This is a genomic window from Actinomadura rugatobispora, from assembly GCF_042656285.1.
In the GTDB taxonomy this organism is placed as follows: Bacteria; Actinomycetota; Actinomycetes; order Streptosporangiales; family Streptosporangiaceae; genus Spirillospora; species Spirillospora rugatobispora.
This window is the reverse complement of sequence record NZ_JBHSON010000034.1, coordinates 70,470-85,188: the sequence shown is the minus strand read 5'-3', so window position 1 is coordinate 85,188 and position 14,719 is coordinate 70,470. Positions and strand designations below refer to the sequence as shown.

Annotated in this window: 13 protein-coding genes; 6 read left to right on the top strand and 7 right to left on the bottom strand. The window is 71.1% G+C overall.

All coding sequences use genetic code 11. The features are described 5' to 3' along the window. Window position 1: 1 nt before the first annotated feature. Complete coding sequence (locus ACFPZN_RS24030) at window positions 2-265, bottom strand: DUF2530 domain-containing protein (RefSeq protein ID WP_378284374.1); 264 nt, start codon at window positions 263-265, stop codon at window positions 2-4. Between the two features lie 144 nt (window positions 266-409). On the opposite strand from ACFPZN_RS24030, the gene ACFPZN_RS24025 reads away from it, so the two are divergent. The 4 genes from ACFPZN_RS24025 (at window position 410) to thpR (ending at window position 4,689) form a co-directional block, all read left to right on the top strand. Continuing rightward, window positions 410-1,921: an NCS2 family permease gene (locus ACFPZN_RS24025; protein WP_378284373.1), complete on the top strand. Its 1,512-nt coding sequence runs from the start codon at window positions 410-412 to the stop codon at window positions 1,919-1,921. Between the two features lie 226 nt (window positions 1,922-2,147). Continuing rightward, entirely contained in the window at window positions 2,148-2,615 is a 468-nt protein-coding gene (locus ACFPZN_RS24020) for a MarR family transcriptional regulator (protein ID WP_378284372.1), read from the top strand. 122 nt (window positions 2,616-2,737) lie between these two features. Next, a complete protein-coding gene (locus ACFPZN_RS24015; protein ID WP_378284387.1) occupies window positions 2,738-3,985 on the top strand; it encodes an MFS transporter in 1,248 nt (415 codons plus the stop codon). Between the two features lie 128 nt (window positions 3,986-4,113). After that, a complete protein-coding gene (gene thpR, locus ACFPZN_RS24010; protein WP_378284371.1) occupies window positions 4,114-4,689 on the top strand; it encodes an RNA 2',3'-cyclic phosphodiesterase in 576 nt (191 codons plus the stop codon). Window positions 4,690-4,707: 18 nt separating this feature from the next. Here thpR and ACFPZN_RS24005 read toward each other — a convergent pair whose 3' ends face one another. Continuing rightward, entirely contained in the window at window positions 4,708-6,777 is a 2,070-nt protein-coding gene (locus tag ACFPZN_RS24005) for a hypothetical protein (RefSeq protein ID WP_378284370.1), read from the bottom strand. Between the two features lie 84 nt (window positions 6,778-6,861). After that, the gene (locus ACFPZN_RS24000) at window positions 6,862-7,860 is read right to left on the bottom strand and encodes a hypothetical protein (protein WP_378284369.1); all 999 of its coding nucleotides are present in this window, start codon (window positions 7,858-7,860) and stop codon (window positions 6,862-6,864) included. A gap of 938 nt (window positions 7,861-8,798) precedes the next feature. Between ACFPZN_RS24000 and ACFPZN_RS23995 the strand changes: the two genes are divergently transcribed. Then, a complete protein-coding gene (locus tag ACFPZN_RS23995) occupies window positions 8,799-9,176 on the top strand; it encodes a peptidase inhibitor family I36 protein (protein WP_378284368.1) in 378 nt (125 codons plus the stop codon). Between the two features lie 64 nt (window positions 9,177-9,240). Continuing rightward, the gene (locus ACFPZN_RS23990) at window positions 9,241-10,134 is read left to right on the top strand and encodes a hypothetical protein (RefSeq protein WP_378284367.1); all 894 of its coding nucleotides are present in this window, start codon (window positions 9,241-9,243) and stop codon (window positions 10,132-10,134) included. Window positions 10,135-10,191: 57 nt separating this feature from the next. On the opposite strand, the gene ACFPZN_RS23985 is transcribed toward ACFPZN_RS23990, so the two are convergent. From ACFPZN_RS23985 to serC, 4 genes are all read right to left on the bottom strand, one after another. Further along, on the bottom strand, window positions 10,192-10,758 hold the full coding sequence (locus ACFPZN_RS23985; RefSeq protein ID WP_378284366.1) for a GNAT family N-acetyltransferase: 567 nt from the start codon (window positions 10,756-10,758) through the stop codon (window positions 10,192-10,194). A gap of 94 nt (window positions 10,759-10,852) precedes the next feature. Then, window positions 10,853-11,659: a hypothetical protein gene (locus tag ACFPZN_RS23980; RefSeq protein WP_378284365.1), complete on the bottom strand. Its 807-nt coding sequence runs from the start codon at window positions 11,657-11,659 to the stop codon at window positions 10,853-10,855. A gap of 388 nt (window positions 11,660-12,047) precedes the next feature. Beyond that, window positions 12,048-13,127 (bottom strand): NAD(P)H-dependent amine dehydrogenase family protein, encoded by a 1,080-nt coding sequence (locus ACFPZN_RS23975; RefSeq protein ID WP_378284364.1) that lies wholly within the window; start codon window positions 13,125-13,127, stop codon window positions 12,048-12,050. Window positions 13,128-13,529: 402 nt separating this feature from the next. Continuing rightward, the gene (gene serC / locus ACFPZN_RS23970) at window positions 13,530-14,651 is read right to left on the bottom strand and encodes a phosphoserine transaminase (RefSeq protein ID WP_378284363.1); all 1,122 of its coding nucleotides are present in this window, start codon (window positions 14,649-14,651) and stop codon (window positions 13,530-13,532) included. Window positions 14,652-14,719: the final 68 nt, after the last annotated feature.

Genomic DNA, 14,719 nt, shown 5'->3' with positions numbered 1-14,719 from the left:
GTCAGTCCTCGGAACGGGTGCGGCGGGCGGCCCGGTCGGCGGCCTCCCGGGCGCGGGCGGACTGGAGGCGCGGGACGTACCAGGTCCCGAAGGCGCCGATGGCGATCCCGACGCCGCACACCCACAGCCACCAGCGGTCGGGCTCGGGAAGCCCGACGATCAGCAGCACGACCAGCGCGATCGCCCACCCGGCGGTGCCCGCCAGGGCGATGCGGACGTCGTTGGTCCGCATCGGCGGCGGATCGGGTCGGCGCTCACGGGTCATGCCGATCAGATTAGTCGGCGGCCCCGGGCGGTCCGCGCCGACGTTCCGCGTGTCACCGGGAGGTGAACGGCTTATCGATCCGTTGCCATATCGGTGCCGATCAGGGGGTTCACCTGGGGCCGCCCGGTCTGCCACTCTGCGCCCGTGACGGTTGACGACGAGCAGAAGCAGCCCCCGGCCGCCGGACTGGACCGATTCTTCAAGATCTCCGAGCGGGGATCGACCGTGGGCCGCGAGGTCCGCGGCGGCCTGGCCACGTTCTTCACGATGGGCTACATCGTGGTCCTCAACCCGCTGATCCTCGGGACGGTGGCCGACGACGACGGGCAGTTCCTCGGCGACCTCACCGAGCCGGGCGCGGCGATCCCGCTGGTGGCGGCCGCGACCGCGCTGGTGGCCGGGGTGCTCACGCTGCTCATGGGGGTGGTCGGGCGCTACCCGTTCGCGATGGCCGCCGGGCTCGGGCTGAACGCCGTGGTGGCCTTCAGCATCGCCTCCGGCATGTCGTGGGAGGACGCGATGGGCATCGTCGTCCTCGAGGGCCTGATCATCATGGTGCTGGTGCTGACCGGGTTCCGGGTGGCGGTGTTCCGGGCCATCCCGGCCGGGCTGAAAACGGCGATCGCGGTCGGGATCGGGTTGTTCATCGCGCTGATCGGGTTCGTGGACGCCGGTTTCGTGCGGCGCATCCCGGGCGAGATCGGCGCGTCGTCGGTGCCGCTCCAGCTGGGCGACTCGGGGAGCCTGTCGGGGTGGCCGACGCTGGTGTTCGTGGTCGGCCTGCTGCTGACCGCGCTGCTGGTGGCCCGCAAGGTCAAGGGCGCCATCCTGATCGGCATCGTGGCCACCACCGTCTTCGCGATCGTGGTGGAGGCGCTGGCCAAGGTGGGACCGTTCAACGCGGGTCCCGGCCCGGGCGGCAAGCCGCGCATCAACCCCGACGGCTGGCAGCTCAACGTGCCGGAGCTGCCCGACAAGATCGTGGGCACCCCGAACCTCACGCTGCTCGGCGAGTTCAGCCTGTTCGGCAGCTTCGAGCGGGTCGGGATCACGGCCGCGCTGCTGTTCGTCTTCACGATCATGCTGGCCGACTTCTTCGACACGATGGGCACCGTCGTGGGCGTCGGCGCCGAGGGGAAGATGCTCGACCGGGAGGGGAACCTGCCCGGCATCCGCAACGTGCTGCTGGTCGACTCGGTCGGCGCGGCGGGCGGCGGCGCGGGGTCGGTGTCGTCCAACACCACCTACGTGGAGTCGGCCGCCGGTGTCGCCGAGGGCGCCCGGACGGGGCTGGCCAGCGTGGTCACCGGGCTGCTGTTCCTGATCGCGATGTTCTTCACGCCGCTGGTCCAGATCGTGCCGTTCGAGGCGGCCACGCCCGCGCTGGTGGTGGTCGGGTTCCTGATGGTGACGCAGATCCGGCACATCGACATGGACGACTACGACGTCGCGCTCCCGGCGTTCCTCACCATCGTGCTGATGCCGTTCGCGTACTCGATCACGGTCGGCATCGGGGCGGGCTTCATCAGCTATGTGGCGATCAAGGCGGCGCGGCGCCGGACCGCCGAGATCCACCCGCTGATGTGGCTGATCGCGGCGCTGTTCGTCGTGTACTTCGCGCTCGACCCGGTCAAGAAGCTGCTCGGCGTCGGCTGACGCCGGCCACGCACGCCGGACCGCCGGACCGCGGGCCGGCGCGCTGCGGAAACGGCGTGCCGCGGGGTGGCGTGACGGCGGGTGCGGCATGGCACGATGGGCGCAGCGGTCCTACCAGCGATCGGAGGGTGAAGTCGCGCGCGTTCGCGCGTATTGCCGGCGAACCGTCGCGGAATACTCAAACGCGGCGTATCGTTAGCAAAAGCAATGACTTCTGCGAACGACCATGAGCACGCCACCGAATCCGCGCCACACCCGGGGCAGGGCCCCGGCTCTGGCCGAAGACCTGCGCATCTCGATCGCCCGGCTGTCGCGCCGCCTGCGCACCCTGAGGGCACCCGGCGCCGAGGGCGCCGGGCCGCTCTCGCTCACCCAGTTCGCCGCGCTCGCGGCCATCGAGCGGCACGGCTCGATGACGCCGAGGGAACTGGCCGACCACGAGAAGGTGCAACCGCCCTCGATGACCCGGGTGATCGCCTTCCTGGAGGAACAGGGCCTGGTGGTGCGCAGCCCGCATCCGACGGACGGCCGCCAGGTGGTGCTGAGCGCCACCGAGCAGGGCCGCGCGCTGCTCTGGGAGGAGCGGCGCCGCAAGGAGGCGTGGCTGTCCCGCCGCCTGGACGAGCTGACCCCGGACGAGCGGGAGATCCTGCGCAAGGCCGCGCCGATCCTGGACAAGATCAGCCGGGCCTGACCGCCCCGCCGTCCGCCGCCGAGGCCACCGAGGCCGAGGCCGAGGCCGTCGCCGTCGCGACCGACTCCGCCGAGGCCGCTCCCCAGGTCCCGGACGAGGACGGCGGCGCGGCGACCGGGGGCATGTTCCGGTCGCTCCGGACGCGCAACTACCGGCTGTTCGCCACCGGCCAGGTCGTCTCCAACACCGGCACCTGGATGCAGCGGGTCGCCCAGGACTGGCTCGTCCTGGACCTCACGCACGGCAGCGGCACCGCCCTCGGCATCACCACCGGCCTCCAGTTCCTGCCGATGCTCCTGTTCGGCCTGTGGGGCGGGGTGATCGCCGACCGCTACCCCAAGCGCCGGGTGCTCATGATCACCCAGGTCGCGATGGGGCTGCTCGCCCTGATCCTCGGCGTCCTGGCCATCACCGGCACCGCCCAGGTCTGGCACGTGTACCTGCTCGCCTTCGGGCTGGGCCTGGCCACCGTCGTCGACAATCCCAGCCGCCAGTCGTTCGTGGTGGAGATGGTCGGCAAGCGCGACCTGCCGAACGCCATCGCGCTCAACAGCGCCACGTTCAACGGCGCGCGGCTGGTCGGCCCCGCCGTCGCCGGCGTGCTGATCGCCTGGCTCGGCACCGGGCCGGTGTTCCTGCTGAACGCCGCCTCGTTCGGCGCCGTCCTGTTCGGCATGTACCTGATGCGCGAGAGCGAGCTGCACGCGTCCGAGCCGGTCAAGCGCGCCAAGGGGCAGCTGCGCGAGGGCCTGCGCTACGTGCGCGGCCGCCGCGACCTGATGCTCGTGCTCCTGCTCGTCGGGTTCGTCGCCATGTTCGGGATGAACTTCCAGATCACCATCGCGCTGGTCGCCCGCGAGGTCTTCAAGACCGGGGCGTCCTCGTTCGGACTGGCCTCCAGCATGCTCGCGCTCGGCGCGCTCACCGGGGCGCTGCTGGCCGCCCGCCGCGCCACCCGGCCGCGGCTGCGGGTGCTCGTCGGCGCCGCGATCCTGTTCGGGGCGCTGGAGATGCTGACCGGGCTGATGCCGTACTACTGGTCGTTCCTGGTGCTGCTGGTCCCCACCGGCATCGTGCTGATGACGTTCACCACCGCCGCCAACTCAACCCTCCAGCTGACCGTCGCGCCGGAGATGCGCGGACGGGTGATGGCGCTCTACATGTTCGTGTTCCTCGGCACCAACCCGCTCGGGGCGCCCATGGTCGGCTGGATGGCCGAGCAGTTCGGGCCGCGGCTGAGCATCGTCCTGGGCGGCCTGATCTCGATGCTCGCGGCGTCGGCCGTGGCGCTGCTCGCGGTGCCCCGCGGCGGGCTGCGTCCAGCCCTGACCCGCGCCCTGCGCCGCCGTCCCGCCAACTCGGAGGCATGACCGGCCCCGGGGGCGGCGGCGGTCCCCGGGGCGTCGTTTGTGTTACCGGGGGTCGACGACCGGATGCACCCGCGTGACAAACCGTCGGCCCTGCGAAAGGCTGGTCGCGTGGTTTCCCGGACGTTCACATGAGGCTCTTCGTGGGGCTCGTACCTCCACCGGACATCCTCGACGAGCTCGACGAGTTCCTCGCCCCGTACCGGCCCGGCCCGTCCGACCTGCGCTGGATCCGCCGGGAGCTGCTGCACGTGACGCTGACCTTCCTCGGCGAGGTCGACGACCGCACCCTGGAACGGCTGCTGCCGCGCCTGCACCGGGCCGTCGCCCGGCACGAGCGGCTGACGCTCTCCCTGGCCGGGGTCGGCGCCTTCCCCGGCAACGGCGCGCACGCCCGCGTGCTGTGGTCGGGCCTGTACGGCGACCGCCGCAAACTGGCCAGGCTGGCCGCCTCCACCTCCGCGGCGGGACGGCGCGCCGGGACCCCGCCCGACAAGCACCGCGCGTTCCGGCCCCACCTGACACTGGCGCGTTGCCGCGTCCCGGTCGACGTGCGGCCGCTGCTGGAGCCGATGTCGGCGTTCGCCGGCAGCTCGTGGACGGCCGACTCCGTCCACCTGATGGAGAGCAGGCTGCCCGCCAAGGGCCGCACCCAGGTCGAGTACGAGTCGATCAAGACCTGGTCGCTGCGCGAACCCAAAACCTGAACCGAACGCGGGGACGCCTCACAGCTCGGGGGGCGGCGGCGCGGGACGGTCGGCGTCCGGCGGCCCCCACGGCAGCCCGTACCGCTCGCAGGCGCGGCGCAGCTCCTCCAGGTCGGGCGGGAACCCCACCTGCCGCAGCACCCGGCCCGCCGGGCTCCACACCACCAGCCGCGGCATCCGGTCGGCCGACTCGTCGATCCCGACGCCGCCTACCCGGTCGCGGGTGAGGTCCCACTCCACCCGGCCCCGCCGCGTGACCACCGCCAGCCCGGCCGTGGACACGCGCAACTGGGCCCGGTTGCGGTCGTACAGCCAGTAGCCGCCCAGCCCCGCCAGCACCCCGGCCGGCATCGTCCAGCTCGCCGTCACCGCGAACCCGCCCAGGTCCGGGCCCAGCCAGACCGCGCCCAGCACCGCGATCATCTCGCACAGCAGCACGCTCACCAGGTACGTGCCGATCCGGGAGCGGCGGGTGGCGTCCAGGAGAGCCCCCGGAGCGCTCACCGGACTCTGCCGCGTCTCCGTGCCCGTCCCGGACTCCGCGTCGGCGGTCTCGGCCCTGCCCCGGCCCGCCCGTCCACCGGCTGCCACCGGCGCCGGCTCAGGGTCCGACGACAGCGTCGCCACCGCCGAGTGGAACGCGGCGCTGAGGTAGGCGTCGTACTCGGCGTCCGTCACCGGCAGCCCGGCGCGCCGCGCACCCTCCCGCAGATCGGTGCGCGAGATCCGCAGCGCCGACAGCGGCGCGGCGAAGAACTCCTCGCCGTCGGCGTCGTACAACCTGACCCAGGCGTGCCCGGCGATGGTCAGCAGCTCGATCCCGCCGATCCGGTCCTCCGGCATCCGCAGCACCACGTCGCCCGCCGCGTCCGCCCAGCCCAGGCCGCCGTCGGCGACCACCAGCCGGCCGCCCGGCACCTGCGCGAAGATCTCCGGCAGCCCCTCCAGGCCGTACTCGGGGGTGCGCGGCGGCCGCGCCCCGGGCGTGACCACCCGCAGGCCGTGGTCGTCGAGGGCGTGCGCGAGCTGGAAGGCGTCCAGGCCGTGCGCGGGCAGCCGGGCGATCATGCGCAGCCGGTGGTCGAACGCCAGCACCGCCGGATCGGCCCGCCGCGGCTCCCCGGTCAGCGGATCGGGCCGCAGCCCGGGCCCGACGACCAGCGCGGCGATCCGCTCGGCCGGCAGCGTCACCGGACGGCGCCCCGCCCGCACCTCCAGGCCCGCGGCGGAGATCGTCCAATCGGTCCTCGTGGCGCGCAGCAGCCGCCGCCGCGCCGCCAGCATCCCCGCGATCGCCGCCAGCGCCCAGCAGCCCGCCGCCAGCCGGGCCCCGAACCCGTCGGTGCCCTCCAGCGCGGTCCGCACGATCATCACGGCCCCCAGCGCCCCGCTCAGCGCGCCCAGCAGCGCGATCCGGCGCCGGCTGGGCAGCGGCTCGGGCGTCGCCAGCCGCACCTCGCCCGGCCCGCCGCCGTCGTCCGAGGGCGGCTCGTGCGCGGCGGCCAGCAGCTCCGCCTCCTGGTCGAGCAGCCGCTGCTCGGCGACATGGTGGCGGGGCAGCCCCAGCACCGCCGCCGGATCATTGCCCGCCACCGCGAGCGCGTCGGCCGACGCCGGGTCGGCGAGGTCGGTCGCGTCGCCGTCCAGCAGATGGATCGGGACGCCCAGCCGCCGCGCCGTCACGAAGAACGGCAGCGGCTCCATCCCCATCGAGTCCAGGCTCCCGACCGCCGTGCGGCCGAACTTGTGGACGACCGTGAGCACCCCGTCCCCGGTCGTGATCGCCAGGCTCTCGATCCGGGACCGCTCGTACCGCACCATGGTCAGCCCGCCCGGCCCGATCCGCTCCAGGCCCGCCCCCGACAGCCGCCAGTACGGCCGCGGCCGCCTCCGGCGGGCCTCCGGCGCCGCCCCCAGCAGCCACGGCACCGCCACCACCGCCGCGATCAGCAGCACCCACAGCCACACCGGCTGGATCGGCAGCAGGGCCAGGACCACCGCCGCCGCGGCGAACGGCCCCGCCGCCACCGGGCGCCACCGCCCGCCCGGCCCGCGCAGGCCCACCAGCTCATGCTCCACAGTCCGCATCCTCACACGGGTTCGGGCAGGCCCGTCCTCTCCTCGTCACGATCCGACCGCGACCGCACTCATTTGCCGCCCGGAGGTCAGGTGTCATGATCTCCTGCGCACGAGCAGGAAGCCCAGCCCCCCGGCCACCGCCAGCGCCGCGATCAGGCCCAGGCCCGCGGAACTCGAGTCGCGCCGATCGTCCCCGCCGTCGCCGTCCCGCGCCGCCGCGGGCGACGGACTCGGCGGCAGCGCGCTCTCCGGCAGCGGCACCTGGTAGACCCGCTGCCGGGCGCCCTCCGACCCCGACAGCAGCGAACGGCCGTCCGCCGAGTAGGTGATCGACTCGCCCTGCTCCTGCGAGGGCAGCCCCACCGAGGTCAGCGACCGGCCTGGACGGCCCTTCCCGTCCACCGTGTAGACGCGCGCGCCGAGATACGTGCGGATCACGCACGTGCGGCCGTCGGGCGAGAAGGCCCCGTCGGTCGCGAACGGCGGACTGTCGGCCACCTTGCGGAGCAGGTTGCTGCCACTGGTGCTGAGCCGCGCCGGGGCCTCGTACACCGCGCCGGTGAACAGCTTGCTGGCGACGTACAGCCGGTTGGTCCGCGGATTGATCATCATCGTCTCGGCGTTGCGCGGACCGTCCTCGTACTTGAAACGGAACGCGGTCGCCTTCAGCGTGCGGGTGCGCAGCGTCTCCGGCTCTGGGATGCGGTAGACGGTCACGTACGGCCAGGCGCCGCCCAGGTTGTCGCCGATGTCCGCGACGTAGATGGCCGGCCGGCCCCGCTCGTCCCGGCCCACCGCCATCGCCTCCCAGTCGCGGGCGCCCGCGCCTCCCAGCGTGAGCACGGCCCGCGTCCGCCCGTCCGGGCCCAGCGCGAAGACCTGCGCGACCCCGCCGGAGTCGTTGTGGGTGTAGGTGACGCCCGGATGCCGGCGGCTCACCGCGAGCCCGCTGGACTCGGTGATCCGGGGATCGGACACGGTGAAGGCGACCTTGTCCTCGTCGGCCGCGGCCGGGACCGCGAACCCGGTACAGGCCCCGAACACCGCACAGGCGGCACCGGCCCGCCCGAGCCGGGAAGGAAGCGGCGACATCCCCTGATCATCCCCCGTTCCCCACCCACCCGATCACGCGCGTCAGCCGAGCAGCGCACCGAGGACCACGGCCAGGATCAGCGCGGTCAGCACGGTCGGAAGCAGCCAGCGAGGCGCACGGTTCACGGATCCGAGCTTATTCGGCCGCACACCCCACTCGAACCGCCCCCAGCCCCACCGAACCGCCCCTCGCTCCACTCGCCCCGCACCTTTGGGACTCCCGCCCCAAACCCCAAGGCAGGACGCCCCGCCCCCCACCAACCCCGTAACGACAAGCAGAAGCCAAGCCCACAAATGGCGCCGAAGCCCACCCCCGCCAGCGCCACCCCGGCAGTTCATGGACAGCCTGTGGAAGCCGCACTGGCCCCGGCCACCGGCACCCCGCCCCTCAGCCCGGTCGGCCCGCCGCAGCGTCGCGGCACACAGCCGCCACAAGTTGCCCCGGCGCGGCCTCCTGCGCGGCCGACGCTGACCCGGTCGTCTACCTGGAGGGCGCGTCGGTCGATGACTGTGCGGATCTGCTGATGACGACCGAGCTGATCGGTACGGCCGGGAACGGGGAACGCGCCCGCCGGGATCGAGCCGACTGCCCGGGATCGGTTGCGGTTGCGGCCAATGACCGAACGGTCTCGTGTAGAGCCGTAGCGCACGGCCTGCAAGAGCTACCGAGGAGAGGGGCTCCCATACGTGAGTTCAACCGGGCGGCAGCGCTCGCGCTCAGCGGTTGCGCCCCGGCGAAGGTAGGGCGTCCTGCTATCGGACGGCGTGCCAGGGGACGGCGTGAGGGTCTACAGGGCAATCCTGGGGGCGGCATCTCCTTCAGCTCACGTAATGAGCACTCGCATGACGTAGGCAGGTCGCGATATGGCTGCCAGTCCCGTGCCCTATGGGAGGGCTCGCCAAACGCCTGGTGAATCGATCGATTGGAGCATGAACGCGTGAATCGTAAGACCGTTCTCGCCGTAGGAACTCTATTGCTGAGTGCCACGACCCTGTTCACTTCGAATGCGAGCGCTCAGGCCGACACGGCCGACGTCTCCGCCCAGGACGGCGACTTCGTCCTGTACCAGCACGACGACCAGAACTTCTGGGGCGGGACTTATTTCGTGTTCTGGCCGGACGGCCACTGCGCCAGCCTGAGCGGCAAGCCCATGAACAACAGCGCGAGCTCGATGACGAATACGACGGACCGGACCGTAAGACTGTATGACAGCAGTAACTGCTCGGGTGCGGTGGGCTACACCGCCAAGCCCAACAGCGAGGACGATGACTTCAGCAACAACGGCTTCGACAACAAGGCGAGCTCCATGAGGTAGTCGCAAGGGTGGGCGGAGTACGCGTCCGTCGCCGCACTCGGCGCATTTTTTCTAGGAGCTCAACGTGTTCGTTCGGCTGACGATCGCAGTGTCGGCTCTCGTCGTCGCGGTCGGTGGCTGCTCGGTGGGGACGGCGGAATCCCCTCCTCGACCCGGCGAGACGACGGCGCCTGCCGTGCAGGTTCCGCTCCCAGGTGACGAGGCTCGGACACTCGTCGTCCCCTTCGACGCGTACAACTTCTCCCCGGCCGAGACCGTGACGATCGAGGGCGCGGAGGATCTCCTCATCCGTGACTGCATGCGTGGCCGGCGGATGCCGTGGAAAGTCGTGCCTCTCCCGGCCGCTGAGGACATCGAACCGCAGCACCGCCGTCGTTACGGCGTCATCGAGCCGCGGATCGCCCGCATCTTCGGCTACCAGACCCCCCTCGACCGGCCATCGGTGGCGCGGTACAACGCGGCACGGAAGGATCGAAGGGCGCAACTGTCGCCCGCGGCGCGGCGTGCCGCCTACGGCGATCCGGCCGAGGACGCGGTCGGATGTTTGAAGCAGGCCCGCGAACATCTTTCGAAGGGCGCCCCGAATGTCGACGCGCCCTTGTTCAACAAGCTGATCGGCCAGACGTTCGACCGATCCCAGCGCGACGGCGATGTCGTAGCGGCTTTTCGCGCCTGGAGCGCATGCATGAAGGAGAAGGGGATTCATTACCCGGCCCCGCTCGCGGCCATCACCGACAAGCGGTGGATGAACGCCGGGGGTCCCTCCCGTCAGGAGATCACGGCGGCGGAGACGGACGTGCGGTGCAAAGAGAGGACCGATCTCGTGTCGATCTGGGCCGCGGCGGAGAAGCGCATTCAGCAAGACGCCGTTCGCGCGCACGCAGCGCACTTCCGGGCGCTCAAGACCAGCAAGGATCAGCAGCTCAAGGCCGCCCGCCAGGTCCTTGCCCGTCCTTGACGGGAATCAGGACTCGGATCGGCGCCGGCGACGGCGGGAAGCGGCGACATCCCCTGATCATCCGCTGTGCGCGGCCGCGTGCAGGTTCCGGTTGCCTTCTCGCGGAAGGCGCAAGATCAGGGCGTCGGAGTAGGGCGGCTCGGCGCGGAACTCGGCGATCTTCCGCCAGCCGCTGCGCAGATACCAGGCGTAGGCGTCCGCTTCGATCACGGCGGCGAGCGTGGCGTACTGCTCGGGGCGCCCTGCGAGGAGCGCGTCCAGAAGCGCCCGGCCGGTTCCGCGCCCCCGATGGTCGCGGTCAACGATGAGCTCGATGACCGCGTACTTGGACGCATCCAGCACCTGGGCCGACGGCATCGAGGCGGCCGCCCACCAACTGCCCGCGAGCATGGAGAACCCGAACGAGAACCCCACCAACCGTCCAGACCGCCGGGCCGTGACCAACGTGAAGCCCGTCGACGTCGCCTGCTCGCGCGTCCGCTCCAGGAAGCGGGCCCGGGAGAACTTCGGCGCCGAGTTGTACGGCGGCTCCGCATAAACCTGCACGTACAGATCGGCCAGTTCGTCCAGCATGCCCAGCGCCTCGTGGCCGTCCTGGGATCGCAGCTCAACCTCAGTCGGCATTGCTCCTCCTGCAGACTGTGGGCCCCGGGCGGCGCCAGGACTTCACGGTACTGATCGACGGCGGACCGGGCATGGGCTCATGGATGGAATGGGCTCAGTCGATGCCCTCGATGCCCTGCAGCGCCCGAGCGGCGTTGGTCGCGGCCTCGGTGTCGCCGGACTTGTTCAAGAGTTCGACGTGCCAGGTGAGGCACGTGCGCATCAAAGATCGGGTCTCGGTGTCCACGAGCGCGAACGGTCCCAGGGAGTTCACCACGCCGCCCATCCAGGAGGCGAGGTCGAGGGCGAGATCACGCAGATCGTGGCGTTCGCATACCTGGGAGCACAGCAGCAGCGTCCGCGCCCACAACGGGCCATGTTCGCCCATGTTGTAGCGCAGCTCCGGGGATTGCCGCTCCGACTGGTGCGCGTACAGCACATGCGCCTCGAACCCCAGGCGAAGTCCCGCGGCCTGGTCGTTCTCCATGACCGATGCGGCGCCCGTGGCGAAGAGTTCGGCGACGACAAGAGCGTCTCCGGCAGTGCAACGCCGGGACGTGGAAATGAGCGAACAGTCGACCGCCGGCGCCGTCACTGAGCTCTTGAGCTGCCCGACCACCGCGGGTTGCGGGCCGCTGCCGGACGGCGGGTGGACGCGGTCCAGCGCCCGCGCCAAGGTCATCTCGGCCAGCGGCGGCACCGGCGGCTCCACCTCGATCACGGCGGACGCGGGAGCCGCCTGCACGGCGAACTTCTTCGCGCTCGCGGCGATGCTGTGCCGATCGAACCTCTCGTGGATGTCCGCGGCGATCAGACCGGCCTTGACGAAGGCGGGGACATAGATCCTTTTCGCCGCGAGGCTCCGGTTGATCTCGTCCCGGCGGTTCATGAAGGTGCGGATCGCAAGATCGGCCGCGGCCACGGCGAGGTCAGGGTCACCGAACCTGTGCAGGACCTCCGCGTGCCGGGACAGGGCGCGCGCCATCTCGATCGTGAACGGCTCATCGTCATCGAAGAGATCCAGATATCCGATGATCCCGTTTTCGGCGCTCACCAGAGCCGAGGCACCCTGCCCCGTACGGCACTGCTCGACCGCTTCGTCAAGGTGCTGCTCGGGACCGGATGCTCCGAGCGGCGCGCCGCTGTGAGCCCGATCTCGCCGTCTCCGCCACCGCATGCCTGGATTGTAGATTTATGCGCAGAACGATCTATATTGTCTCGGCTTGCCACTACTGGTCGGTGTTTTGGGAACGCGGCGCTTCGTTCGGACGAGACGGTGCCGCGTGGGTTGTACGTGTGCCTGGCCGCGATCATCGCCTGGGTGGATCTGTTCTCGGACGGCGGAGTGAGTGCCGTCCGGTAATGGTCGGCAGGTCCAGGAAGGTGCGGATGCCCGCCGGTGCCGCGCAGACCGGCACGATCGCGTGGACCGCGTGCATCGCCGTACCGAGGCATCCCTGGTCGTTCTCGTCCTCGCCGTTCACGCCGATCTTGGCTTCGACGACCATGGACGGCCGGCCCTCGACGGTGACCTTCCAGCCCCGCCCGGTCGGCCAGCCGGGTGCCGCGTCGGGGTGGAGCCGCGTCACGTGCTCGACGGTGAGCGCCCGGCGGCCCTCGATGACGGCGGTGGCGCCGAAGCGCAGGGCGGCGATCGTGCCGGATTCGATCCGGCCGGCGGCCACGTCGAACGGCTCGTCGGCCAGCCAGATGTCCCGATGGAAGTCGAAGTCCTCGATGGTGGCCTCCAGCGCCTCGGCGACCATCATCAGCGGCGCGCGGAACGGTGAGGCCAGCACCGCCGGGTCGGCGCCGAAGAAGCGCGTCGAGTCGGCGGGGTGGCCGAACCCCATGACGTCGAACAACATGAATCTGTTGTCGTAGTTCGCGTAGTCGAGCAGCTCCTGCACGATCAGGGAGTCGACGTGGCGGAACAGGCCGGACATCGCCAGGGGCAGCACCTCGGACGCCCACCCCGGCTCGATCCCGGTCGCGTGGAAGGTCGTGCCGCCCTCGGCGCAGGCTTCTTCGAGCCGCCGCACGACCTCGGGGCCCATGCTCGCGGGGTAGATCAGCGGGGTCACCGCTGTCGAGACGACGTTCTTGCCCGAGGCGAGCAGCGGGCAGATGTCGTCGAGCGCGCCCATCGGATCCGCATCGCCCTGCGCCATGAAAAGGACGCAGTCGGCGTCGAGGGCGAGGATGTCCGATCGTTCCGTTGTCGCGGTGATACCGACCGGACCGATGCCGGCGATGTCCCCGGCGTCCCGTCCGCCCTTGTCTGGGTCGTAGACCAGGCACCCCGCCAGTTCGAGATCGGGATGATCGACGACCGCCGCGATCGCGTGCCGTCCCACCGGCCCGGTCGCCCACTGCACGACGCGAAGCATGAGGGTCCTCTCGCGAAATACCCCCGCCGGTAACCTTCTTACTGATTTTGGATAATATAGTTACCGCGCGGTAGCGTCAACGAGTTCGATGCTGCGTCAGCGCACTTGCCCCTTCGCCAGGGGATCCGCGGGTAACGGCATTACCGGAGAATGGCGTTCGAGTAGTGCCCGGTCGTTGTACCAGCGTGGAGAGGGTACGCACGCGCGGCACAGGGAGCACGGTCGGATTTTCCGGGAGGGCTCTTCTTGCGGGTCGTTGGCTTCGCCCGCGAGGTATTCGGCTCGGTCGCGGCAGGTCGCCCGGTGGGGCCGCTCTGCGGTGCTTGTCGGCACGCGGGAGCCCCTGCCCGAGCAAAGCGAGGACTCCCCGAGGTGGTCGGGGAGTCCTCGCTTCTCGTGCGGCTAGAGGCGCTCGACGATGTAGTCGACGCAGGCCGTGAGGGCCTCCACGTCGGCGGGGTCGATGGCGGGGAACATGCCGACGCGGAGCTGGTTGCGGCCCAGCTTGCGGTACGGCTCGGTGTCGACGATGCCGTTGGCGCGCAGGATCTTGGCGACGGCGGCGGCGTCGACCTCGTCGGTGAAGTCGATCGTGCCGACGACCTGGGAGCGCTGGGCCGGGTCGGTGACGAACGGGGTGGTGAAGGTGGTCTTCTCGGCCCAGGTGTAGAGGCGCTGGGCGGAGTCGGCGGTGCGGGCCGTGGTCCAGGCGAGGCCGCCCTGGCCGTTCATCCACTCGATCTGCTCGGCGAGGAGCAGGAGGGTGGCGACGGCCGGGGTGTTGTAGGTCTGGTCCTTGGCCGAGTTGTCCACGACGGTCTTCAGGTTGAAGAACTCGGGGACGTAGCGGTCGGAGGAGGCGATCTCCTCGATGCGGGCGAGCGCGGCCGGGGAGGCGAGCGCGACCCAGAGGCCGCCGTCGGCGGCGAAGCACTTCTGCGGGGCGAAGTAGTAGACGTCGGTCTCGCTGACGTCCACGGGCAGGCCGCCCGCGCCGGAGGTGGCGTCGACCAGGACGAGGCCGTCGTCGGCGGGCCGCCTGATCGGCATGGCGACGCCGGTGGAGGTCTCGTTGTGGGTGAGGGCGTAGACGTCGACGCCCTCCTCGGCCCGGGCCTGCGGGTGGGTGCCGGGGTCGGCGGAGATGACCGACGGGTCAGCCAGCCAGGGGGCGCCCTTGGTGACCTTGGCGAACTTGCTGGAGAACTCGCCGAAGGTCAGGTGCTGCGACTTCTCGCGGACCAGCCCGAACGCGGCGGCGTCCCAGAACGCGGTGGTGCCGCCGTTGCTGAGCAGGACCTGGTGGCCCTCGGGCAGCGAGAACAGCTGCGCGAGGCCCTCGCGGACGCGGCCGACCAGGGACTTGACCGGCTTCTGGCGGTGCGAGGTGCCCATGTAGGCCGAGCCGCTCTCGGCGAGGGCGGCCAGCTGCTCGGGGCGGACCTTGGACGGCCCGCAGCCGAAGCGGCCGTCGGCGGGCTTGAGGTCGTCGGGAAGGACAATGGCTGGGTTGCTGTCGGTCACTCACACGAGGGTAGTTGACCTGGGCCGGAGTTCGTGGCCGGGGCTCACATCCCGAGACGTGGCGGGGC

What these genes read in the sequence shown, in the direction of transcription:
- ACFPZN_RS24030 (WP_378284374.1), bottom strand. Translation starts at nt 265, where the DNA reads ATGACCCGTGAGCGCCGACCCGATCCGCCGCCGATGCGGACCAACGAC.
- ACFPZN_RS24020 (WP_378284372.1), top strand. Translation starts at nt 2,148, where the DNA reads ATGAGCACGCCACCGAATCCGCGCCACACCCGGGGCAGGGCCCCGGCT.
- ACFPZN_RS24015 (WP_378284387.1), top strand. Translation starts at nt 2,738, where the DNA reads ATGTTCCGGTCGCTCCGGACGCGCAACTACCGGCTGTTCGCCACCGGC.
- thpR (WP_378284371.1), top strand. Translation starts at nt 4,114, where the DNA reads ATGAGGCTCTTCGTGGGGCTCGTACCTCCACCGGACATCCTCGACGAG.
- ACFPZN_RS24005 (WP_378284370.1), bottom strand. Translation starts at nt 6,777, where the DNA reads ATGCGGACTGTGGAGCATGAGCTGGTGGGCCTGCGCGGGCCGGGCGGG.
- ACFPZN_RS24000 (WP_378284369.1), bottom strand. Translation starts at nt 7,860, where the DNA reads ATGTCGCCGCTTCCTTCCCGGCTCGGGCGGGCCGGTGCCGCCTGTGCG.
- ACFPZN_RS23985 (WP_378284366.1), bottom strand. Translation starts at nt 10,758, where the DNA reads ATGCCGACTGAGGTTGAGCTGCGATCCCAGGACGGCCACGAGGCGCTG.
- ACFPZN_RS23975 (WP_378284364.1), bottom strand. Translation starts at nt 13,127, where the DNA reads ATGCTTCGCGTCGTGCAGTGGGCGACCGGGCCGGTGGGACGGCACGCG.